The organism is Streptomyces sp. NPDC085460, assembly GCF_044541975.1.
Lineage (GTDB): Bacteria > Actinomycetota > Actinomycetes > Streptomycetales > Streptomycetaceae > Streptomyces.
This window is the reverse complement of sequence record NZ_JBITTO010000009.1, coordinates 142,325-164,461: the sequence shown is the minus strand read 5'-3', so window position 1 is coordinate 164,461 and position 22,137 is coordinate 142,325. Positions and strand designations below refer to the sequence as shown.

The 22,137-nt window shown below is 71.8% G+C and carries 18 protein-coding genes; 15 read left to right on the top strand and 3 right to left on the bottom strand.

Features of this window, described 5'->3' with window-relative positions; all coding sequences use genetic code 11:
- The first annotated feature begins 27 nt into the window (after positions 1-27).
- The 6 genes from ruvB to ACIGHB_RS24110 all read left to right on the top strand — a co-directional run bounded on the left by ruvB (position 28) and on the right by ACIGHB_RS24110 (position 8,026).
- Positions 28-1,119 carry a Holliday junction branch migration DNA helicase RuvB gene (ruvB, locus tag ACIGHB_RS24135; RefSeq protein ID WP_360317430.1) on the top strand — a complete coding sequence of 364 codons (1,092 nt, stop codon included), beginning with the start codon at positions 28-30 and terminating at the stop codon, positions 1,117-1,119.
- 202 nt (positions 1,120-1,321) lie between these two features.
- A complete protein-coding gene (yajC, locus tag ACIGHB_RS24130; protein ID WP_360317476.1) occupies positions 1,322-1,768 on the top strand; it encodes a preprotein translocase subunit YajC in 447 nt (148 codons plus the stop codon).
- Positions 1,769-1,916: 148 nt separating this feature from the next.
- On the top strand, positions 1,917-3,698 hold the full coding sequence (secD, locus tag ACIGHB_RS24125; RefSeq protein WP_360317428.1) for a protein translocase subunit SecD: 1,782 nt from the start codon (positions 1,917-1,919) through the stop codon (positions 3,696-3,698).
- Between the two features lies 1 nt (position 3,699).
- Complete coding sequence (gene secF / locus ACIGHB_RS24120; RefSeq protein WP_360317426.1) at positions 3,700-4,773, top strand: protein translocase subunit SecF; 1,074 nt, start codon at positions 3,700-3,702, stop codon at positions 4,771-4,773.
- A complete protein-coding gene (locus tag ACIGHB_RS24115; RefSeq protein WP_360317425.1) occupies positions 4,770-5,321 on the top strand; it encodes an adenine phosphoribosyltransferase in 552 nt (183 codons plus the stop codon). The genes secF and ACIGHB_RS24115 overlap by 4 nt, the downstream gene beginning before the upstream one ends.
- Before the next feature lie 254 nt (positions 5,322-5,575).
- Entirely contained in the window at positions 5,576-8,026 is a 2,451-nt protein-coding gene (locus tag ACIGHB_RS24110) for a RelA/SpoT family protein (protein ID WP_399915810.1), read from the top strand.
- A gap of 69 nt (positions 8,027-8,095) precedes the next feature.
- Here the strand turns inward: ACIGHB_RS24110 and ACIGHB_RS24105 are convergent, their stop codons facing one another.
- Entirely contained in the window at positions 8,096-9,325 is a 1,230-nt protein-coding gene (locus ACIGHB_RS24105; protein WP_399915808.1) for a DUF349 domain-containing protein, read from the bottom strand.
- Positions 9,326-9,553: 228 nt separating this feature from the next.
- A complete protein-coding gene (locus ACIGHB_RS24100) occupies positions 9,554-10,309 on the bottom strand; it encodes a peptidylprolyl isomerase (protein ID WP_360317419.1) in 756 nt (251 codons plus the stop codon).
- A gap of 148 nt (positions 10,310-10,457) precedes the next feature.
- Here ACIGHB_RS24100 and ACIGHB_RS24095 point away from each other — a divergent pair, with 148 nt between their 5' ends.
- The 6 genes from ACIGHB_RS24095 to rpsD all read left to right on the top strand — a co-directional run bounded on the left by ACIGHB_RS24095 (position 10,458) and on the right by rpsD (position 16,311).
- Positions 10,458-11,165 (top strand): MBL fold metallo-hydrolase, encoded by a 708-nt coding sequence (locus ACIGHB_RS24095; protein ID WP_360317417.1) that lies wholly within the window; start codon positions 10,458-10,460, stop codon positions 11,163-11,165.
- Positions 11,166-11,175: 10 nt separating this feature from the next.
- A complete protein-coding gene (gene hisS, locus ACIGHB_RS24090) occupies positions 11,176-12,438 on the top strand; it encodes a histidine--tRNA ligase (protein ID WP_399915806.1) in 1,263 nt (420 codons plus the stop codon).
- Between the two features lie 140 nt (positions 12,439-12,578).
- A complete protein-coding gene (locus ACIGHB_RS24085) occupies positions 12,579-13,193 on the top strand; it encodes a vitamin K epoxide reductase family protein (RefSeq protein ID WP_399915804.1) in 615 nt (204 codons plus the stop codon).
- A 52-nt stretch (positions 13,194-13,245) separates the two neighbouring features.
- Positions 13,246-14,598, top strand: coding sequence for a replication-associated recombination protein A (locus ACIGHB_RS24080; protein ID WP_399916126.1), 1,353 nt, complete (start codon positions 13,246-13,248; stop codon positions 14,596-14,598).
- 36 nt (positions 14,599-14,634) lie between these two features.
- Positions 14,635-15,342: an HNH endonuclease family protein gene (locus ACIGHB_RS24075; protein WP_399915802.1), complete on the top strand. Its 708-nt coding sequence runs from the start codon at positions 14,635-14,637 to the stop codon at positions 15,340-15,342.
- Between the two features lie 354 nt (positions 15,343-15,696).
- Positions 15,697-16,311 carry a 30S ribosomal protein S4 gene (gene rpsD, locus ACIGHB_RS24070; protein WP_360317409.1) on the top strand — a complete coding sequence of 205 codons (615 nt, stop codon included), beginning with the start codon at positions 15,697-15,699 and terminating at the stop codon, positions 16,309-16,311.
- 32 nt (positions 16,312-16,343) lie between these two features.
- Here the strand turns inward: rpsD and ACIGHB_RS24065 are convergent, their stop codons facing one another.
- The gene (locus tag ACIGHB_RS24065) at positions 16,344-18,503 is read right to left on the bottom strand and encodes an ATP-binding protein (protein WP_399915800.1); all 2,160 of its coding nucleotides are present in this window, start codon (positions 18,501-18,503) and stop codon (positions 16,344-16,346) included.
- 167 nt (positions 18,504-18,670) lie between these two features.
- Here ACIGHB_RS24065 and ACIGHB_RS24060 point away from each other — a divergent pair, with 167 nt between their 5' ends.
- From ACIGHB_RS24060 to alaS, 3 genes are read left to right on the top strand one after another with little or no spacing between them, the layout of a single operon-like run.
- A complete protein-coding gene (locus ACIGHB_RS24060) occupies positions 18,671-19,108 on the top strand; it encodes a DUF948 domain-containing protein (protein ID WP_399915798.1) in 438 nt (145 codons plus the stop codon).
- Between the two features lie 8 nt (positions 19,109-19,116).
- Complete coding sequence (locus tag ACIGHB_RS24055) at positions 19,117-19,467, top strand: DUF6167 family protein (protein WP_360317403.1); 351 nt, start codon at positions 19,117-19,119, stop codon at positions 19,465-19,467.
- Complete coding sequence (alaS, locus tag ACIGHB_RS24050) at positions 19,467-22,136, top strand: alanine--tRNA ligase (RefSeq protein ID WP_399915796.1); 2,670 nt, start codon at positions 19,467-19,469, stop codon at positions 22,134-22,136. Before ACIGHB_RS24055 ends, alaS begins: the two co-directional genes overlap by 1 nt.
- The last annotated feature ends 1 nt before the right edge of the window (position 22,137 follow it).

Below are 22,137 nucleotides of genomic sequence, written 5' to 3'. Positions count from 1 at the left end.
CCCTCCCGTACGAAGGAAGACACCACCGTGAACTGGGACGACGAGACGGCATCCGGCTCCGAGGAGCGGATCGTCGGCGCCGCCGCCGAGGGCGACGACCAGGCCGTCGAGGCCGCCCTGCGCCCCAAGGACCTCGGCGAGTTCATCGGCCAGGAGAAGGTCCGCCAGCAGCTCGACCTCGTCCTCAAGGCCGCCCGCCAGCGCGGCGCCACCGCCGACCACGTGCTGCTCTCCGGCGCCCCCGGCCTCGGCAAGACCACCCTGTCGATGATCATCGCCGCGGAGATGAACGCGCCGATCCGGATCACCTCGGGACCCGCCATCCAGCACGCCGGCGACCTCGCCGCGATCCTCTCCTCCCTCCAGGAGGGCGAGATCCTCTTCCTCGACGAGATCCACCGCATGTCCCGGCCCGCCGAGGAGATGCTCTACATGGCGATGGAGGACTTCCGCGTCGACGTCATCGTCGGCAAGGGCCCCGGCGCCACCGCCATCCCGCTGGACCTCCCGCCCTTCACCCTGGTCGGCGCCACCACCCGGGCCGGACTCCTGCCGCCGCCGCTGCGCGACCGCTTCGGCTTCACCGCCCACATGGAGTTCTACGAGCCGCACGAGCTGGAGCGGGTCGTGACCCGCTCGGCCGGACTCCTCGACGTGACGATCGACCCGGCCGGCGCCGCCGAGATCGCCGGCCGCTCCCGCGGCACCCCCCGGATCGCCAACCGGCTGCTGCGCCGGGTCCGCGACTACGCGCAGGTGAGGGCCGACGGAGTCATCACCCGCGAGATCGCCGGCGCCGCCCTCGGCGTGTACGAGGTGGACAGCCGCGGCCTCGACCGGCTCGACCGCGCGGTCCTGGAGGCCCTGCTGAAGCTGTTCGGCGGCGGACCGGTCGGCCTCTCCACCCTCGCCGTCGCCGTGGGGGAGGAGCGCGAGACCGTCGAGGAGGTCGCCGAGCCCTTCCTCGTACGGGAGGGACTGCTGGCCCGCACCCCCCGCGGCCGGGTCGCCACGCCCGCCGCGTGGAACCACCTCGGACTGGTCCCGCCGCAGGCGACGGGGGCGGCCGGGGCCGGAAACGGAGGCGGACCGGGACAACAGGGGCTCTTCGGCGCCTGAGGCCGGTGTGACGGGCGGGTGACGGCGCGGAGTCTCGCCCGAGCAGGAACCACGGTGCCATGCTGGGCGTTGTTCCATCGATGCGGACTCGCCTAGACTCCGCCGATGCCGCCCTTTCTGGTCGGCGTACCCACCCCCGAAGATCAGGCCGCGGGTTCTCCGTGACCGTGCGAAGGATTTCCGTCCCGTGAATAACATCGGCATGCTCCTCCCGTTCATCGTGCTCATCGGGGCGATGTTCCTGATGACCCGTTCCGCCAAGAAGAAGCAGCAGCAGGCGGCGGAGATGCGCAACCAGATGCAGCCCGGCACCGGCGTACGCACGATCGGGGGAATGTACGCCACCGTCAAGGAGATCCAGGACGAGACCGTCCTGCTGGAGGTCGCGCCCGGCGTCCACGCCGTCTACGCCAAGAACTCCATCGGCGCCGTCCTCGACGACGCCGAGTACAACCGGATCGTCCACGGCGACACCGACGAGGACGCCGCCGGCTCCGACACCGTCGTCCCGGACGACGCCTCCTCCCTCACCGACACGGCCGACCAGGCCGACGAGGCCCCCAAGGCCGATCTGACGAAGAAGTCGGACGCGGTCGAGGCCGAGGTCGAGAAGGACGGCAAGACCGACGGCGAGACCGGGGCGAAGTAACGCGCCCCCGGCACGGCGGCCCCCGCGAACCGGCGGGGCCGCGGCCGGGCACGGTCCGACGTCTGCGGGGGAAGGTCCCCACACACACTTCGTGGCCTCCGTGCGCCCACCCGGCGCCACGGACGGTTTGGACAGGGAGAAACGACAGGTGGCAGCACCGAAGAAGGGCCGAGGGCCGGCGGGGGGACAGAGCCGGCCCGGGCGTGCCCTGGCATTGATTCTGATCGCCATGGTCGCGCTCACCGGAGGCATGTTCTGGTCGGGGCACACCACCCCGCGCCTGGGCATCGACCTCGCCGGAGGCACGTCGATCACGCTCAAGGCCAAGGCTGAGCCCGGCCAGGAGTCCGCGGTCAACGAGACCAACATGAACACGGCGGTCGGCATCATCGAGCGCCGTGTCAACGGTCTCGGCGTCTCCGAGGCCGAGGTCCAGACGCAGGGCCGCGAGAACATCATCGTGAACATCCCCAAGGGGACGAACGAGAAGCAGGCCCGCGAGCAGGTCGGCACCACCGCCCAGCTCTACTTCCGGCCCGTTCTCGGCGTCGCCGCCGCGACGCCCGACCCGGCGCCCACCGCCGACTCCACCGGCACGCCGAAGCCCTCCGCGTCCGCCTCCACGGGCGACAAGAAGTCGGCCACGCCGACCGCCTCCGCGTCCACCCAGGGCCGCGCCCTCTCCGAAGCCCTCAAGGCCCCGAACGCCACCGGGACGCCCACGCCCACGGCGACCGGCACCCCCAAGGCGAGCGCCACGCCGAAGGCGAGCGGCACCCCGCAGGCGACCCCGACGCCGGACGCCGCCACCGCGGCCCTCCAGCAGAAGTTCACCACCCTGAACTGCCTCGACCCCAAGGCCCGCGCCGCCGCCGGCCAGGGCGCCAAGCCGACCGAGCCCATCGTGGCCTGCGGCGAGGACGAGCCCGGCGTCTGGTCCAAGTACCTGCTCGGCCCCGCCGAGGTCGAGGGCCGCGACGTCGACGACGCCAAGGGCGTCCTCGACCAGCAGCGCGGCATGTGGATCGTGACCATGGACTTCACCGAGGCCGGCTCGAAGAAGTTCCAGGCGATCACCAGCAAGCTCTCCCAGCAGGCCGACCCGCAGAACCGCTTCGCGATCGTCCTCGACGGGAACGTCGTCTCGGCCCCCTCGGTCCGCCAGACGCTGAGCGCCAGCGCGGAGATCTCCGGCAACTTCAACCAGCAGTCCGCCCAGGACCTCGGCAACATCCTGTCCTACGGCGCGCTCCCGCTCACCTTCGACACCCAGAGCGTCGACACCGTCACCGCCGCCCTCGGCGGCGAGCAGCTGGAGGCCGGCCTCATCGCCGGCGCCATCGGCCTCGGGCTCGTCATCATCTACCTGGTCGTGTACTACCGCGGCCTGTCGTTCATCGCGATCCTCAGCCTCGGCGTCTCCGCCCTGCTCACCTACGTGATCATGGCCCTGCTAGGCCCCGCCATCGGCTTCGCGCTCAACCTGCCGGCCGTCTGCGGCGCCATCGTCGCCATCGGCATCACAGCGGACTCGTTCATCGTGTACTTCGAGCGCATCCGCGACGAGATCCGCGAGGGCCGCACCCTGCGCCCGGCCGTCGAGCGCGCCTGGCCGCGCGCCCGCCGCACCATCCTGGTCTCCGACTTCGTGTCGTTCCTCGCCGCCGCGGTGCTCTTCGTCGTCACCGTCGGCAAGGTCCAGGGCTTCGCCTTCACCCTCGGCCTCACCACCCTCCTCGACGTCGTCGTGGTGTTCCTCTTCACCAAGCCGGTGATGACGCTGCTCGCCCGCACGAAGTTCTTCGGCAACGGCCACAAGCTCTCCGGCCTCGACCCGAAGAGCCTGGGCGCCAAGCCGCCGCTGCGCCGTGCCCGTCGTACCGCCCCCGCAGCCGGCTCCGCCGGCACCGTCGAACCGAAGGAGGCGTGAGATGTCGAAGCTCGGAGATCTCGGCGCCCGGCTCCACCGCGGTGAGGTCGGATACGACTTCATCAAAAACCGCAAGATCTGGTACGGCGTCTCCGTCCTGATCACCATCACGGCGATCGTCGCCCTGGCCGTCCGCGGCCTCAACATGGGCATCGAGTTCCAGGGCGGCGCCGTCTTCACCACCCCGAAGACGGACGTCACCGTCAGCCAGGCGCAGGACTACGCGGAAGAGGCGTCCGGCCACGACGCGATCGTCCAGCAGCTCGGCAACGGCTCCCTGCGCATCCAGGTCGGCGGCCTCGACACCGAGCAGTCCGACCAGGTCCGCACCGAGCTGGCCAAGGACCTGAACGTCTCCGAGGACAAGATCGCCGCCGAGCTGGTCGGCCCCAGCTGGGGCGAGCAGATCGCCAACAAGGCGTGGACCGGCCTCGGCGTCTTCATGATCCTCGTGGTGATCTACCTGGCCATCGCCTTCGAGTGGAGAATGGCCGTCGCGGCGCTGATCGCGCTGATCCACGACCTCACGATCACCGTCGGCATCTACTCACTGGTCGGCTTCGAGGTCACGGTCGGCACGGTGATCGGTCTGCTGACCATCCTCGGCTATTCGCTGTACGACACCGTCGTCGTCTTCGACTCCCTCAAGGAACAGACGAAGGACATCACGAAGCAGAGCCGCTTCACCTACAGCGAGATGGCCAACCGCTCGATCAACGGCACCCTGGTCCGCTCCATCAACACCACCGTCGTGGCGCTGCTGCCCGTCGCGGGCCTGCTCTTCATCGGCGGCGGTGTCCTCGGCGCCGGCATGCTCAACGACATCTCGCTGTCGCTCTTCGTGGGTCTGGCCGCCGGCGCCTACTCCTCGATCTTCATCGCCACCCCGCTCGTCGCCGACCTCAAGGAGCGCGAGCCGGCCATCAAGGCGCTGAAGAAGCGGATCCTGGCCAAGCGCGCCTCCGCCGGCCGCGGCGAGGACGGCACCGAGGACGGCGTGGAAGCGGGCGAGGCCGCGGTCGTCGGCCCGCGCGCCGCCGCCCGCCGCGGCCGCGCCCAGGAGCGCCGAGGATGACGGCCGGGTCCCAGGACGTCACCGGCCTGCTCCTCAGCCGGATCCGCGACGTCCCCGACTACCCGAAGCCGGGCGTGCTGTTCAAGGACATCACCCCGCTGCTCGCGGACCCGGAGGCGTTCACGGCCCTCACCGACGCGCTCGCCGCCCTCTGCTCCGCGCAGGGCGCGACGAAGATCGTCGGCCTGGAGGCCCGCGGCTTCATCCTCGCCGCGCCGGTCGCCGTCCGCGCGGGGCTGGGCTTCGTCCCGGTCCGCAAGGCCGGCAAGCTGCCCGGCGCCACGCTGCGGCAGGCGTACGAGCTGGAGTACGGCACCGCCGAGATCGAGGTACACGCCGAGGACCTGGCCGCGGGCGACCGCGTCATGGTCATCGACGACGTCCTCGCCACCGGCGGCACCGCCGAGGCGTCGCTGGAGCTGATCCGGCGCGCCGGAGCCGACGTCGCGGGCGTCGCGGTCCTCATGGAGCTCGGCTTCCTCCCGGGCCGCGCCCGGCTGGAGCCCGCCCTCCAGGGCGCTCCGCTCACCGCGCTGATCACCGTCTGAGCCGTTCCGGAACCGATCCATCGGATTCCGGCGAGGGGCGCCCCGGGAATTCCCGGGGCGCCCCTCGCGTTTGCCCCGGTATGCCCCCATGGAGGGCTTCGCCGCCCCCCGGCGGCAGCCCCTCGGCCCCCGTCCGTCCCCCGGCCGCGTGAGCACCCGGCGTCATGGCTCGATACGATGGCCCCTCCGGGCCTGACCGGGGGACCCGGAACCTCCCCCAGACCCCGTCCGGGGGGACCCCAGAGGAGCGCTCTTTGCCAGACGAGGCCCAGTCACTCTCCGCCGCGCAGCCCGACCCCAAGGCCGACCAGGCCGCGCAGGGAACCGGCACGCCCCAGAACAAGCCCGCGGAGAACAGGCCGAAGCCTGCTGCGCCCGCTCCCGCCCCGGCCCCCGCGCCCTCCCGTTCCGGCGGCTCCTCCAACCGGGTGCGCGCCCGCCTCGCCCGCCTCGGCGTGCAGCGCTCGTCGCCGTACAACCCGGTCCTCGAACCCCTGCTCCGGATCGTCCGCTCCAACGACCCCAAGATCGAAACGGCCACTTTGCGCCAGATCGAGCGGGCCTACCAGGTCGCGGAGCGCTGGCACCGCGGCCAGAAGCGCAAGAGCGGCGACCCGTACATCACCCACCCGCTCGCCGTCACCACCATCCTCGCCGAGCTCGGCATGGACCCGGCGACCCTGATGGCCGGCCTCCTCCACGACACCGTCGAGGACACCGAGTACGGCCTGGAGGACCTGCGCCGCGACTTCGGCGACCAGGTCACCCTCCTCGTCGACGGCGTCACCAAGCTCGACAAGGTCCGCTTCGGCGAGGCCGCGCAGGCCGAGACCGTCCGCAAGATGGTCGTCGCCATGGCCAAGGACCCCCGGGTCCTCGTCATCAAGCTCGCCGACCGCCTGCACAACATGCGCACCATGCGCTACCTCAAGCGGGAGAAGCAGGAGAAGAAGGCCCGCGAGACCCTGGAGATCTACGCCCCGCTGGCCCACCGGCTGGGCATGAACACCATCAAGTGGGAGCTGGAGGACCTCGCCTTCGCGATCCTCTACCCCAAGATGTACGACGAGATCGTCCGGCTCGTCGCCGAGCGCGCCCCCAAGCGGGACGAGTACCTCGCCATAGTGACCGACGAGGTTCAGACCGACCTGCGCGCCGCCCGCATCAAGGCCACCGTCACCGGCCGCCCCAAGCACTACTACAGCGTCTACCAGAAGATGATCGTCCGCGGCCGTGACTTCGCGGAGATCTACGACCTGGTCGGCATCCGCGTCCTCGTGGACACCGTCCGCGACTGCTACGCGGCCCTCGGCACCGTCCACGCGCGATGGAACCCGGTCCCCGGCCGGTTCAAGGACTACATCGCGATGCCGAAGTTCAACATGTACCAGTCGCTCCACACGACGGTCATCGGCCCCAACGGCAAGCCGGTCGAGCTGCAGATCCGCACCTTCGACATGCACCGCCGCGCCGAGTACGGCATCGCCGCGCACTGGAAGTACAAGCAGGAGGCCGTCGCCGGCGCCTCCAAGGTCCGCACCGACGTGCCGAAGAACACCGGCAAGGACGACCACCTCAACGACATGGCGTGGCTGCGCCAGCTGCTCGACTGGCAGAAGGAGACCGAGGACCCGGGCGAGTTCCTGGAGTCCCTCCGCTTCGACCTCTCCCGCAACGAGGTCTTCGTCTTCACCCCCAAGGGCGACGTCATCGCGCTGCCCGCCGGTGCCACCCCGGTCGACTTCTCCTACGCCGTCCACACCGAGGTCGGCCACCGCACCATAGGAGCCAGGGTGAACGGGCGGCTGGTGCCGCTCGAATCCACCCTCGACAACGGCGACCTGGTCGAGGTCTTCACCTCCAAGGCGGCCGGCGCCGGCCCGTCCCGCGACTGGCTCGGCTTCGTCAAGTCCCCGCGCGCCCGCAACAAGATCCGCGCCTGGTTCTCGAAGGAGCGCCGGGACGAGGCCATCGAGCAGGGCAAGGACGCCATCGCGCGGGCCATGCGCAAGCAGAACCTGCCGATCCAGCGGATCCTCACCGGCGACTCCCTCGTCACCCTCGCCCACGAGATGCGGTACAACGACATCTCCTCGCTGTACGCGGCGATCGGCGAGGGCCACGTCACCGCCCAGTCCATCGTGCAGAAGCTGGTGCAGGCGCTCGGCGGCGAGGACGCGGCCACCGAGGACATCGAGGAGGTCGCTCCGCCGACCCGGGGCCGCTCGAAGCGCCGCTCCAACGCCGACCCCGGTGTCGTCGTCAAGGGCGTCGAGGACGTCTGGGTCAAGCTGGCCCGCTGCTGCACCCCGGTCCCCGGCGACCCGATCATCGGCTTCGTCACCCGCGGCAGCGGCGTCTCCGTCCACCGCAGCGACTGCGTCAACGTCGACTCGCTGTCCCGGGAGCCGGAGCGGATCCTGGAGGTCGAGTGGGCCCCGACCCAGTCCTCGGTCTTCCTGGTCGCGATCCAGGTCGAGGCGCTGGACCGCTCCCGGCTCCTCTCGGACGTCACCCGGGTCCTCTCGGACCAGCACGTCAACATCCTCTCGGCGGCCGTCCAGACCTCCCGGGACCGGGTGGCCACCTCCCGCTTCACCTTCGAGATGGGCGACCCCAAGCACCTGGGCCACGTCCTGAAGGCGGTCCGGGGCGTGGAGGGCGTGTACGACGTCTACCGCGTGACCAGCGCGCGCAGGCCGTAGCCGCGCGGGTACGAGGAAGGGCCCCCGGCATCCGCCGGGGGCCCTTCCCGTGTCCGTACGACGGCGAGGTCAGCCGCCGAACTCCTGCAGGCCCTTCAGCGCCTGGTCGAGCAGGGCCTGGCGGCCCTGCAGCTCCCTGGAGAGCTTGTCGGCCTTGGCGTCGTTGCCCGCCGCCCGGGCCGCGTCGATCTGCTTGCGCAGCTTCTCGACGGCGTCCTGGAGCTGCCCGGTCAGACCCGCGGCACGCGCGCGTGCCTCCGGGTTGGTCCGGCGCCACTCGGCCTCCTCGGCCTCCTGGATCGCCCGCTCCACCGCCTGCATCCGGCCCTCCACCTTCGGACGGGCGTCGCGCGGCACGTGGCCGATGGCCTCCCAGCGCTCGTTGAGGGAGCGGAAGGCGGCACGGGCGGCCTTCAGGTCCGTCACCGGGAGCAGCTTCTCGGCCTCGCCGGCGAGCTCCTCCTTGAGCTTGAGGTTCTCGGTCTGCTCCGCGTCCCGCTCGGCGAAGACCTCGGAGCGGGCGGCGAAGAAGACGTCCTGGGCGCCGCGGAAGCGGTTCCACAGGTCGTCCTCGTGCTCGCGCTGCGCCCGGCCGGCGGCCTTCCAGTCGGCCATCAGCTCGCGGTAGCGGGCCGCGGTCGCACCCCAGTCGCTGGAGTTCTGCAGGGCCTCGGCCTCGGCGACCAGCCGCTCCTTCGCCTTGCGGGCGTCCTCGCGCTGCGCGTCGAGCTGGGCGAAGTGCGCCTTGCGCCGCTTGGAGAAGGCCGAGCGGGCGTGCGAGAAGCGGTGCCACAGCTCGTCGTCGGACTTGCGGTCGAGCCGGGGCAGGCCCTTCCAGGTGTCCACCAGCGACCGCAGCCGCTCGCCGGCCGCCCGCCACTGCTCGCTCTGCGCCAGCTCCTCGGCCTCGGTGACCAGAGCCTCCTTGGCGGAGCGGGCCTCGTCGGCCTGCTTCGCCTTCTGCGCCTTGCGCTCCTCGCGGCGCGACTCCACCGTCTCCGTCAGCTTGTCCAGGCGGGCCGAGAGCGCGGCCAGGTCGCCGACGACGTGGTGCTCGTCGACCTGGTGCCGGATGTGCTCGATCGCCGTCTGGGCGTCCTTCGCCGAGAGGTCGGTGGTCTTCACCCGCTTCTCGAGGAGGCCGATCTCGACAACCAGGCCCTCGTACTTGCGCTCGAAGTAGGCCAGCGCCTCCTCGGGGGTGCCCGCCTGCCAGGATCCGACGACCTTCTCACCCTCGGCCGTCCGCACGTACACGGTGCCCGTCTCGTCGACGCGGCCCCACGGGTCGCTGCTCACAGCGCCTCCTCACCATGATGCCCATGCGGGGTGGTGACCCCCGGGCATCGTCCACAGTTCCTGGGCGGGCCTCGCCCGCCTTCCGCCGCGCGGCCGACGGATCGGACCGCGCTGCACAACGCCAATCTAGGCGAACGGCGGCCCGGCTGTCCGCACTCAGCGCGACCGAAATTCCACGGTCACGTGCGTGCGGACCTCCGGGCCGCCGTCCCGCCGAGCGTCCCGCCCCTACTCCGCGGTGACGGTCGCCGTCTCGATGTTCACCGGCTTCTTGGGGGCGCCGTCGCCCTGCCCGCCGTCGGCCCCGGCCGCGCCGACCTTCTGCACCGCCTTCAGGCCGGCCGCGTCGATCGTGCCGAAGGGCGTGTACTGCGGCGGCAGCTTCGAGTCCTTGTAGACGAGGAAGAACTGCGAGCCGCCGGTGCCCGGCTGACCGGTGTTGGCCATGGCGACCGTGCCGGCCTTGTACGTGACCTTGCCGTCGGCGCCGGGCTTGCCCAGGGCGTCGAGGTTCTCGTCCGGGATGGTGTAGCCGGGGCCGCCCATGCCGGTGCCCTCCGGGTCGCCGCACTGGAGCACGAAGATCCCGGCGGTCGTGAGCCGGTGGCACTTCGTCCCGTCGAAGTACTTCTTGTCGGCGAGGTGCTTGAAGGAGTTCACCGTCCGCGGGGTCTTCGCCGCGTCCATCTCGACGGTGATGTCGCCCTCGTTGGTCTTCAGGGCGAAGGCGTACGTGCCCTTGGCCTCGATGGCCATCTTCGGCTCGCCCGTGGCGGCCTCGTTCTCGGTGCTCTTGGCGTCGTCGTCCCCCAGGAACTGCACCGAGGCGTACACCGCCCCGCCGGCGGCGAGGACCACCGCGAGGGAGGCGGCGATCACGGTGTTGCGGCGCTTCGTCCTGCGCTGAGCCTCCGCCCGTCGCTGCTGCTGGCGCGCGTACTTGTCCCTGGCGAGCTGCCGCCGCCGCTGATCGCTGGTGACCACCGGGTCCGCTCCCTCTCGTTCGTGTGTTCCTGTCCTGGGTGCCCGTACCGTATACGGGTTGGCTGTGGAATACGCACCGCCGGTAGGCTCTGATCTGCTGCATTCCACAAGGCCGCAGCCCACTGCCGGACGACACTGAAGGACGATCGTGCTGATTGCCGGGTTCCCCGCCGGGGCCTGGGGCACCAACTGTTACGTGGTCGCCCCCGCCGCAGGCGAGGAGTGCGTCATCATCGACCCGGGCCACCAGGCCGCCCAGGGAGTCGAGGAGACGCTGAAGAAGCATCGGCTCAAGCCCGTCGCGGTGGTCCTCACCCATGGCCACATCGACCACGTCGCCTCCGTCGTCCCGGTCTGCGGCGCCCATGACGTACCCGCGTGGATCCACCCCGCCGACCGGTACATGATGAGCGACCCGGAGAAGGCCCTCGGCCGCTCCATCGGGATGCCGCTCATGGGCGAGCTGACCGTGGGCGAGCCGGACGACGTGCACGAACTCACCGACGGGGCCGCGCTGAGCCTCGCCGGCATGGAGTTCTCCGTCGCGCACGCGCCCGGGCATACCAAGGGGTCGGTGACCTTCCGGACGCCGGAGACCACGGAGATCCCCTCCGTGTTCTTCTCCGGCGACCTGCTCTTCGCCGGCTCCATCGGACGCACCGACCTCCCCGGCGGTGACATGGCCGAGATGCTCGATTCGCTGACCCGCGTGGTCCTGCCGCTCGACAACTCGACCGTCGTCCTGTCCGGCCACGGCCCCCAGACGACCATCGGCCAGGAGCGCGCCACCAACCCGTATCTGCGGCAGGTGGCCTCCGGCCTCGGGAGCACGGACGCTCCCCGACGAGGAATGTGACGAGACTCTCGTGAGCACCTTTCAGGCCCCCAAGGGCACGTACGACCTGATCCCGCCCCGCTCCGCCGTCTTCCTGGCGGTCCGGGACGCCATCTCCACCCAGGCGAGGAACGCCGGATACGGCTACGTCGAGACCCCCGGCTTCGAGGACGTGAACCTCTTCGCCCGCGGCGTCGGCGAGTCCACCGACATCGTCACCAAGGAGATGTACACCCTCACCACGAAGGGCGGCGACCAGCTCGCGCTGCGCCCCGAGGGCACCGCCTCCGTGCTGCGCGCGGCCCTCCAGGCCAACCTGCACAAGCAGGGCAACCTCCCGGTCAAGCTCTGGTACTCCGGCTCGTACTACCGCTACGAGCGGGCCCAGGCCGGCCGCTACCGCCACTTCTCCCAGGTCGGCGCCGAGGCGATCGGCGCCGAGGACCCGGCGCTCGACGCCGAGCTGATCATCCTGGCCGACCAGGCGTACCGCTCCCTCGGCCTGCGCCAGTACCGCATCCTGCTGAACTCGCTCGGCGACAAGGAGTGCCGCCCCGTCTACCGCGAGGCCCTGCAGTCCTTCCTGCGCGGCCTCGACCTCGACGAGGAGACCCTCCGCCGCGCCGAGATCAACCCGCTGCGCGTCCTCGACGACAAGCGGGCCGACGTGCAGAAGCAGCTCGTCGACGCGCCGCTGCTCCGCGACTACCTGTGCGACGCCTGCAAGGCGTACCACGAGCAGGTCCGCGAGCTGATCACCGCCGCCGGCGTGGTCTTCGAGGACGACCCCAAGCTGGTCCGCGGCCTCGACTACTACACCCGGACCACCTTCGAGTTCGTCCACGACGGCCTCGGCTCGCAGTCCGCGGTGGGCGGCGGCGGCCGCTACGACGGCCTCTCCGAGATGATCGGCGGCCCCGCGCTGCCGTCCGTCGGCTGGGCCCTCGGCGTCGACCGTACGGTCCTCGCCCTGGAGGCGGAGGGCGTCGAGCTGGACCTGCCCGCCCCCACCAGCGTCTTCGCGGTGGCCCTCGGCGAGGAGGCGCGGCGCGTCCTCTTCGGCAAGGTCACCGAGCTGCGCCGGGCCGGGATCGCCGCGGACTTCTCCTTCGGCGGCAAGGGGCTCAAGGGGTCCATGAAGGACGCCAACCGCTCCGGCGCCCGCCTCGCCCTGGTGGCGGGCGAGCGGGACCTCGCCGAGGGCGTCGTCCAGCTCAAGGACATGGCGTCCGGCGAGCAGCGCGCGGTCGCCCTGGACGAGGTCCTGGACGCCGTCCGGGGCCTGCTCGGCTGACGCCCGAACCCCGGAAGGGCCCGGTCCGCACCCGCGGCCGGGCCCTTCCTTATGCCCCGCGAACGGCCGAAGGCGTACGCCTTGTTGCAGAATGGCCGGGGCCACCGGGCCCGCGCGCGAGGGAATGAGGACAGGCAGGCATGACGAACGCCGGTACGCAGACGACGGAGCGGACGGGGACCGTCGGCGCGAGCAAGGGCCTCGCCTGGCTCCTGGTGATCACCGGCGTGGCCGGCCTGCTCGCCGCCTGGGTCATCACCCTCGACAAGTTCAAGCTCCTGGAGGACCCGAACTTCGTCCCCGGGTGCAGCCTCAACCCGATCGTGTCCTGCGGCAACATCATGAAGAGCGAGCAGGCGTCGGTCTTCGGCTTCCCCAACCCCATGCTCGGCCTGGTCACCTACGGCATGGTGATCGCCATCGGCGTCGCCCTCCTCGCCGGCGCCCGCTTCCGCCGCTGGTACTGGCTCGGCCTCAACGCCGGCACGCTCTTCGGTGTCGGCTTCTGCACCTGGCTCATGCAGCAGTCCCTGTACGAGATCAACTCGCTCTGCCTGTGGTGCTGCCTCGCCTGGGCCGCCACCATCGTCATGTTCTGGTACGTGACCTCGCACAACGTGCGCTCCGGAGTGATCCCCGCCCCGGCCGGGCTGCGCACCTTCTTCGCCGAGTTCACCTGGGTCCTGCCCGTCCTGCACCTCGGGATCATCGGCATGCTGATCCTCACCCGCTGGTGGGACTTCTGGACGAGCTGACGGGACTCGCTCCCGCCCGGCTTGTCGGTGGCGTGACCTAGGCTTCATGGACGTGGAGCCCGACCTGTTTACCGCAGCCGCCGAAGAGCGCCAGGAGAAGGACCCGTCCAGCAGCCCGCTGGCGGTCCGGATGCGCCCCCGCACCCTCGACGAGGTGGTGGGCCAGAGCCACCTGCTCAAGCCCGGCTCACCGCTGCGGCGGCTCGTCGGCGAGGGCAGCGGCCCCGCCGGGGCCTCCTCGGTGATCCTCTGGGGCCCGCCCGGCATCGGCAAGACCACCCTGGCGTACGTGGTCTCCAAGGCCACCGACAAGCGCTTCGTCGAGCTCTCCGCGATCACCGCCGGCGTGAAGGAGGTCCGGGCCGTCATCGACGGCGCCCGCCGCGCCTCCGGCGGCTACGGCAAGGAGACCGTCCTCTTCCTCGACGAGATCCACCGCTTCTCCAAGGCCCAGCAGGACTCCCTGCTGCCCGCCGTCGAGAACCGCTGGGTCACCCTCATCGCCGCCACCACCGAGAACCCCTACTTCTCGGTGATCTCCCCGCTCCTCTCCCGCTCCCTGCTCCTCACCCTGGAACCGCTCACCGACGAGGACCTCAGCGGTCTCATGGACCGGGCCGTCACCGAGGAGCGCGGCCTCGGCGGCGCCGTCGAGCTCGCCGACGACGCCCGCGCCCACCTGCTGCGGATCGCCGGCGGCGACGCCCGGCGCGCCCTGACCGCCCTGGAGGCCGCCGCCGGCGGCGCCCTCGCCAAGAGCGAGCGGGAGATCACCCTCCAGACCGTCGAGGAGGCCGTCGACCGCGCCGCCGTGACCTACGACCGGGACGGCGACCAGCACTACGACGTCGCCAGCGCGCTCATCAAGTCCATCCGCGGCTCCGACGTCGACGCGGCCCTCCACTACCTCGCCCGCATGATCGAGGCGGGCGAGGACCCCCGCTTCATCGCCCGCCGGCTGATGATCTCCGCCAGCGAGGACATCGGCCTCGCCGACCCGCAGGCCCTGCCGCTCGCCGTCGCCGCCGCCCAGGCCGTCGCCATGATCGGCTTCCCCGAGGCCGCCCTCACCCTCAGCCACGCCACCATCGCCCTCGCCCTCGCCCCCAAGTCCAACGCGGCGACCAACGCGATCTTCGCCGCCCGCGAGGACGTCAGGAACGGCCTCGCGGGCCCCGTCCCCTCCCACCTCCGCGACGGCCACTACAAGGGCGCCGCCAAACTCGGCCACGCCCAGGGATACGTCTACCCGCACGACGTGCCCGGCGCGATCGCCGCCCAGCAGTACGCCCCCGACGCCCTCCACGGCAGGCGCTACTACGAGCCCACCCGCTACGGCGCCGAGGCCCGCTACGCGGACGTCGTCGAGAAGGTCCGCGAGCGGCTGAAGGGCGACGGCGGCTGACGGGCGGAGCGCCCCGCCGCCTCCTACCCTCGGACCATGATCCGGTTCCGTACGGTCCGCCTCCTCGCGCTCGGGACGCTCGCCCTCACCGGCTGCGCCGCCGGCGGGGCGGCACCGGCCGCGACCACCCCGGCGCCCCGGGCCGTCGCACCGCTGCTCTCCGCCGGCTTCCCGCCCGCCGCCGAGCGGGCCCGCGCCCAGCTCGCCGGACTGAAGGTGGCCTGGGGCGAGCGCTGGCAGACGTACGACCGGAAGAAGTTCGGCGACGGCTGGTCCGACGCCACCGACGCCCCCGGCGGGCGCAACGGCTGCGACACCCGCGACGACGTCCTGCGCCGCGACCTCGTCGAGCTGCGCGTCGGCGACCGCAACCCCTGCGTCGTCCTGTCCGGTGTGCTCCACGACCCGTACACCGGCAAGCGGCTGCCCTACAGCTACCGCAAGGCGTCCCGGATCCAGACCGACCACGTGGTCGCCCTCGGCGCCGCCTGGCGGGCCGGCGCCTGGGCCTGGACGCCGCAGCGCCGGCTCGCCTACGCCAACGACCTCGACGTCCTGCTCGCCACCGACAAGGACGCCAACTTCGACAAGAGCAGCAAGACGCCCGACAAGTGGCTGCCGCCCCGCGCCGCCTACCGGTGCGCGTACGCCCGCCGCTGGACCGGCATCAAGACGAAGTACGCCCTGAGCGTCTCCCCGCCCGAGAAGAAGGCGCTCCAGACCCTGCTCGCCGGCTGCCGCTGAGCCGGGACCGCCCCCGGGCCGCGGCGCTCCGGGGAGCCGGTACACTGGTCGGGATCGCTGCGTCCCGTGTCCGGCCCAGGCCGGCACCACCAGAGCGGGACAGTCAGCAGGAGCCCCGGCCCCCGGGCAGGGTCTCCAGGAGCGTCGCGCACCTCGAAGGTGTCGCGTGCCACCCACCACCCCCCGGGTTCCCGGGACCGGCGGTGGGTCGTTCGCGTGCTGCACGTACGTGCCCAGACCGGGAAGCGGCTGCCCGACGGGTCCCTCGCGGACCCGGAGGGTTTTCCCGGCTGCGGATTGCGACCTCCCTAACCACTGGTGAAGCCGTATTCGTTCAGATAGAGAGGTTGGTTCATGGCGAACCAGGCCCGCCCCAAGGTCAAGAAGTCGCGTGCCCTCGGCATCGCGCTGACGCCGAAGGCCGTCAAGTACTTCGAGGCCCGTCCCTACCCGCCGGGCGAGCACGGCCGCGGCCGCAAGCAGAACTCGGACTACAAGGTCCGTCTGCTCGAGAAGCAGCGTCTGCGTGCCCAGTACGACATCAGCGAGCGCCAGATGGCGCGCGCCTACGACCGCGCCAAGAAGGCCGAGGGCAAGACGGGCGAGGCGCTGGTCGTCGAGCTCGAGCGCCGCCTCGACGCCCTGGTCCTGCGTTCGGGCATCGCCCGCACCATCTACCAGGCCCGTCAGATGGTCGTCCACGGCCACATCCAGGTCAACGGTGGCAAGGTCGACAAGCCGTCCTTCCGCGTCCGTCCCGACGACGTCGTGATGGTCCGCGAGAAGTCCCGCGCGAAGACCCTGTTCCAGGTCGCCCGCGAGGGTGGCTTCGCCCCCGACGGCGAGACCCCGCGCTACCTCCAGGTGAACCTCAAGGCCCTGGCCTTCCGCCTGGACCGCGACCCGAACCGCAAGGAGATCCCGGTCATCTGCGACGAGCAGCTGGTCGTCGAGTACTACGCCCGCTGATCCAGCGGCCGTAGGACTCACCCTCGCGGTGTTCAGCCCGCCGCTTCCCCGCCCTTGCCGGTGGGGGAGCCGGCGGGCTTCCGCGTTCCCGGCACCACCGCCGGACGCGCCGTACGGAACGGCCGCGGCGCCACCGCGCCCGGCCGCCCGGCCACGACCCCGCCCGACCGGTCGGCCACCGCCCGCTCCACCGCCTCGTCCAGCGACAGGCCCTGCCCCAGCCGGAACGACTCCCCGTACACCTCGGCGCCCAGCTCCTCCACCGCCCGCCCCGCGCACAGCGCCCGCGGCCCGTCGAAGGAGTCCGACCCGAAGAGCCGGATCCCCACCGTGTCCCAGACCGGCACCGCCGCGCCCTGGAGCACCGCCGCCTCCACCGGGTCGCCCTCGCTCACCGTCACCAGCGCCAGCAGCTCGATGGCCAGTACCACCCCCACCTGGTCGCGGAAGAGGTGGTTGATCGTCACGCACTCCACCAGCAGCTCCCGCGCCTCGGGCAGCGCGCCCCGCGTCCACGCCGAGAACGCCAGCACGTACAGCGCGTACGCCCGCGACCAGCGCTCCCCGCGCTCCTCGCAGACCTCCCGCACCTCCCGGCAGATCGCCGTCGCGCCCTCGAGGTCGCCCCGGAAGGCCCGCGCCATCGCCAGCTCCACCCGGCCCATCAGCACGTTGCTGTTCAGCTCGCCCAGCTCCGCGTACGCGTCCAGCGCCCGGCCCAGCAGCTCCTCGGCGCGCGGGAAGTCGTCGGAGAGCAGCGCCAGACAGCCCAGCCGGTGCGTCGCGTACGCCTCCGCCAGCCGGTTCCGCGACGCCCGCGCCCGCTCCCGGCAGGAGTGCAGCGCGGCCACCGCGGCGGTCGGATCGCCCTGGAGCACGGCCACGTAGCCGAGCACCCAGAGCGCCTTCAGCCGGGCCTCCTCGTGCTCGGACTCCAGGGCCAGCGCCCGGTCCAGCCAGTGCCGCCCCTCCGAGAGCCGCCCGCACCCCACCCACGCGAACCAGAGCGTCCCCGCCAGGTGCTGGGCGAGATGGGCGTCCTCCGGCAGCTCCAGGCACAGATCGAGAGCGGCCCGCAGATTGGGCAGCGCCGCGGTCGTCCGGGCCGCCACCTCCGCCTGCCGGGGGCTGAACCACTCCAGCTCGCACCAGGTCGCCAGGCCCATGTACCAGTCCCGGTGCCGCCGCCGCATCCGCTCGGTGTCGCCCAGCGCCGCCAGCCACTCCGCCCCGTACGCCGCCACCGTGTCGAGCATCCGGTAGCCAGGGCCCGCCGCCGTGTCCTCCCGGCTCACCAGCGACTGGGCCAGCAGACCGCCGAGCACGTCGAGGATCCCCTCCTGCGGCAGACCGGAGCCCCCGCACACGTACTCCACGGCCTCCAGGTCGAACGGGCCGGCGAAGACCGAGAGCCGCGCCCACAGCAGCCGCTCCCGCGGCGTGCACAGCTCGTGGCTCCAGCCGATCGCGGTGCGCAGCGTCTGGTGGCGGGGGAGCACCCCGCGCCCGCCGTCGTCGAGCAGCCGGAAGCGGTCGTCGAGGCGGACGAGCAGCTGCTCCACGGAGAGCAGCGGGAGCCGGCCCGCGGCCAGTTCGAGGGCGAGCGGGATGCCGTCGAGCCGCCGGCACAGCTCGCGCGTCGCCGCGTCGTCCGTGACGGGGGGCGCGCCGGCCCGGGCGGCCCGCTCGGCGAGCAGCGCGAGCCCGTCCGGTTCGTCCATCGGTGCCAGCGTCAGCACCGCCTCGCCCGGCACCCGCAGCGGCCGGCGGCCGGTGGCGAGCACGGTCAGTCCGGGCGCCGCCGCGAGCAGGTCGCGGACGAGCGGGGCGCAGACCTCCACCAGGTGCTCGAAGCCGTCGAGCACGAGGAGGAGCCGGCGGTCGGAGAGGTGTTCGAGGAGGACCTCGCGGGGGCCGCGGAGGGTGTGGTCGGTCAGGCCGAGCGCCTCCACGAGGGCGTGCTCGACGAGCGCCGGGTCGCGCAGCGGTGCCAGCTCCGCGAGCCGGACCTCTTCGCCGTAGCGTTTCTGCACGGCCGCCGCGGCCCTCAGGGCCAGCCGGGTCTTGCCGACCCCGCCCACGCCGAGGACCGTGACGAGGCGTGACTCGGCCAGGAGCGCGGCCAGTTCGGCCTGCTCCTCGGTCCGTCCGACGAACAGGCTGAGCTCCGCCGGGAGATTGCTGCGTCGCATGGGACACGGAGCGTACTCATCCGCGCGCGCTCCGTACAATCTGATCGCGTAACTCCCGCCCCACGGGCGGTAATGCGGTACGGCGTGACAGCCGGGGCGCGATAGGGTCGGGGGACGACTTTTCGCATGACCGAACGACCGATGACGACAGCAGAGAGCGGTGCGCAGTGACCGGTGGAGAGGTTGCCGGGATCCTGGTGGCCGTGTTCTGGGCGATCCTCGTCTCCTTCCTCGCCGTGGTGCTGGCGAGGCTGGCGCAGACGCTCCGGGCGACCACCAGGCTCGTGGCGGACGTGACCGAGCAGGCCGTTCCCCTGCTCGCCGAGGCGTCGGCCACGGTCCGGTCGGCGCAGACCCAGCTCGACCGGGTCGACGCGATCGCCTCCGACGTCCAGGAGGTCACCGCCAACGCCTCCGCGCTCTCGACGACCGTCGCCTCCACGTTCGGAGGCCCGCTGGTCAAGGTCGCGGCGTTCGGCTACGGGGTCCGCAGGGCGCTCGGCAGGGGCCGGGAGCGCGAGGAGGTGCCGCCCGCCGCCGGGCGACGTACTGTGATCGTCGGCCGTACCGTGCCCTTCGCACGGCGCCGGAAGCAGAAGGGCTGAGTGCCGCGATGTTCCGCCGCACGTTCTGGTTCACGGCCGGCGCAGCCGCCGGCGTCTGGGCCACCACCAAGGTCAACCGCAAGATCCAGCAGCTGACCCCCGAGAGCCTCGCGGCGCAGGCCGCGAACAAGGCGGTCGAGGCGGGCCACCGGCTCAAGGACTTCGCCCTCGACGTGAGGGCGGGCATGGTCCAGCGGGAGGCCGAGCTGGGCGAGGTGCTCGGCCTCGACGCACCGCCTCCCGCGGACCGGGAGCTGCCGGCGCCCCGCCGCCGGGCCGCCCTCGGCCCGAACCCGCACAAGACCACGACCACGTTTTCGTCGCGCACGATCTCGTACAACCGGAATGAGGACCACTGATGGAGTCGGCTGAAATCCGCCGCCGCTGGCTGAGCTTCTTCGAGGAGCGCGGGCACACCGTCGTCCCTTCGGCGTCGCTCATCGCGGACGACCCGACTCTGCTGCTCGTTCCCGCCGGCATGGTGCCCTTCAAGCCCTACTTCCTGGGTGAGGTGAAGCCGCCCTTCGCGCGCGCCGCGAGCGTGCAGAAGTGCGTGCGTACCCCGGACATCGAAGAGGTGGGCAAGACCACCCGCCACGGCACGTTCTTCCAGATGTGCGGCAACTTCTCCTTCGGCGACTACTTCAAGGAAGGCGCCATCAAGCTCGCCTGGGAGCTGCTGACCTCCTCGGTCGAGCACGGCGGCTACGGCCTGGAGCCGGAGAAGCTCTGGATCACCGTCTACGAGCAGGACGACGAGGCCGAGCGCATCTGGCGCGATGTCGTCGGCGTCCCCGCCGAGCGCATCCAGCGCCTGGGCATGGGCCCGAACTTCTGGTCCATGGGCGTCCCCGGCCCCTGCGGCCCGTGTTCCGAGATCAACTACGACCGCGGCCCGGAGTTCGGCGTCGAGGGCGGCCCGGCCGTCAACGACGAGCGGTACGTGGAGATCTGGAACCTGGTCTTCATGCAGTACGAGCGGGGCGCGGGCTCGGGCAAGGACGACTTCCCGATCCTCGGCGACCTGCCGGCCCAGAACATCGACACGGGCCTCGGCCTGGAGCGCCTGGCGATGATCCTCCAGGGCGTCCAGAACATGTACGAGACGGACACCCTCAAGGTCGTCATCGACAAGGCCACCGAGCTCACCGGCGTCGCCTACGGCAAGGCCCACGACAGCGACGTCTCGCTGCGCGTGGTCGCCGACCACATGCGTACCTCCGTCATGCTCATCGGTGACGGCGTCACCCCGGGCAACGAGGGCCGCGGCTACGTGCTCCGCCGCATCATGCGCCGTGCCGTCCGCAACATGCGCCTGCTCGGTGCCACCGGCCCGGTCGTCGGGCAGCTCGTCGACACGGTCATCTCGACCATGGGCGAGCAGTACCCGGAGCTGGAGACCGACCGCAAGCGGATCGAGACGGTCGCCCTCGCCGAGGAGGCCGCGTTCCTCAAGGCCCTCAAGGGCGGCACCAACATCCTCGACACCGCCGTCACCGAGACCAAGGCCGCCGGCGGCACGGTCCTCGCCGGCGAGAAGGCGTTCCTGCTCCACGACACCTGGGGCTTCCCGATCGACCTCACCCTGGAGATGGCCGCCGAGCAGGGCCTCTCCGTGGACGAGGACGGCTTCCGCCGCCTGATGAAGGAGCAGCGGGACCGGGCCAAGGCCGACGCCAAGGCCAAGAAGACCGGCCACGCCGACGTCTCCGCCTACCGCGAGATCGCCGACACCTCGGGCGCCACCCAGTTCACCGGCTACACCAACACCGAGGGCGAGTCCACGGTCGTCGGCCTGCTGGTGAACGGCGTCCCGTCGCCGGCCGCCTCGGAGGGCGACGAGATCGAGGTCGTCCTCGACCGCACCCCCTTCTACGCCGAGGGCGGCGGTCAGATCGCCGACCAGGGCCGCATCCGGCTGCACTCCGGCGCCGTCATCGAGGTCCGCGACGTGCAGCAGCCCGTCCCGGGCGTCACGGTGCACAAGGGCGCCGTCCAGGTCGGCGAGGTGACCGTGGGCTCCACCGCCTACTCCACCATCGACGTCCGCCGCCGCCAGGCCATCGCCCGTGCCCACTCGGCCACCCACCTGACCCACCAGGCGCTGCGCGACGCCCTCGGCCCGACGGCCGCCCAGGCCGGTTCGGAGAACCAGCCGGGCCGCTTCCGGTTCGACTTCGGCTCGCCGAACGCCGTCCCCGGCACGGTCCTGATGGACGTCGAGCAGAAGATCAACGAGGTCCTCTCGCGCGAGCTGGAGGTCCACGCCGAGGTCATGCCGATCGACGAGGCCAAGCGCCAGGGCGCCATCGCCGAGTTCGGCGAGAAGTACGGCGAGCAGGTCCGCGTCGTCACCATCGGCGACTTCTCCAAGGAGCTGTGCGGCGGTACGCACGTCAAGAACACCGCCGCCCTCGGCCTGGTGAAGCTGCTCGGCGAGTCCTCCATCGGTTCCGGCGTGCGCCGCATCGAGGCCCTGGTCGGCGTCGACGCGTACAACTTCCTCGCCAAGGAGCACACGGTCGTCGCCCAGCTCCAGGAGCTGGTCAAGGGCCGCTCGGAGGAGCTGCCGGAGAAGATCTCGGCCATGCTCGGCAAGCTGAAGGACGCCGAGAAGGAGATCGAGAAGTTCCGCGCGGAGAAGGTCCTCCAGGCCGCCGCCGGCCTGGTCGACTCCGCCAAGGACATCCGCGGCCTCGCCCTGGTCACCGGTCAGGTCCCGGACGGCACCGGCGCCGACGACCTGCGCAGGCTGGTCCTCGACGTGCGCGGCCGGATCCCGTCGGACCGCCCGGCCGTCGTGGCCCTGTTCACCACGGCCAACGGCAAGCCGCTGACGGTCATCGCCACCAACGAGGCCGCCCGCGAGCGCGGTCTCAAGGCCGGCGAGCTGGTCCGCACGGCCGCCAAGACCCTCGGCGGCGGTGGCGGCGGCAAGCCGGACGTCGCCCAGGGCGGCGGCCAGAACCCGGAGGCCGTCGGCGAGGCCATCGCCGCCGTCGAGCGGCTCGTGGTGGAGACGGCGTGAC

Bases quoted from the DNA above. Each gene is read 5' to 3' on its own strand.
- yajC (WP_360317476.1), top strand. From the start codon at position 1,322: ATGCTCCTCCCGTTCATCGTGCTCATCGGGGCGATGTTCCTGATGACC.
- secF (WP_360317426.1), top strand. From the start codon at position 3,700: ATGTCGAAGCTCGGAGATCTCGGCGCCCGGCTCCACCGCGGTGAGGTC.
- ACIGHB_RS24115 (WP_360317425.1), top strand. From the start codon at position 4,770: ATGACGGCCGGGTCCCAGGACGTCACCGGCCTGCTCCTCAGCCGGATC.
- ACIGHB_RS24085 (WP_399915804.1), top strand. From the start codon at position 12,579: ATGACGAACGCCGGTACGCAGACGACGGAGCGGACGGGGACCGTCGGC.
- ACIGHB_RS24075 (WP_399915802.1), top strand. From the start codon at position 14,635: ATGATCCGGTTCCGTACGGTCCGCCTCCTCGCGCTCGGGACGCTCGCC.
- rpsD (WP_360317409.1), top strand. From the start codon at position 15,697: ATGGCGAACCAGGCCCGCCCCAAGGTCAAGAAGTCGCGTGCCCTCGGC.
- ACIGHB_RS24065 (WP_399915800.1), bottom strand. From the start codon at position 18,503: ATGCGACGCAGCAATCTCCCGGCGGAGCTCAGCCTGTTCGTCGGACGG.
- ACIGHB_RS24055 (WP_360317403.1), top strand. From the start codon at position 19,117: ATGTTCCGCCGCACGTTCTGGTTCACGGCCGGCGCAGCCGCCGGCGTC.
- alaS (WP_399915796.1), top strand. From the start codon at position 19,467: ATGGAGTCGGCTGAAATCCGCCGCCGCTGGCTGAGCTTCTTCGAGGAG.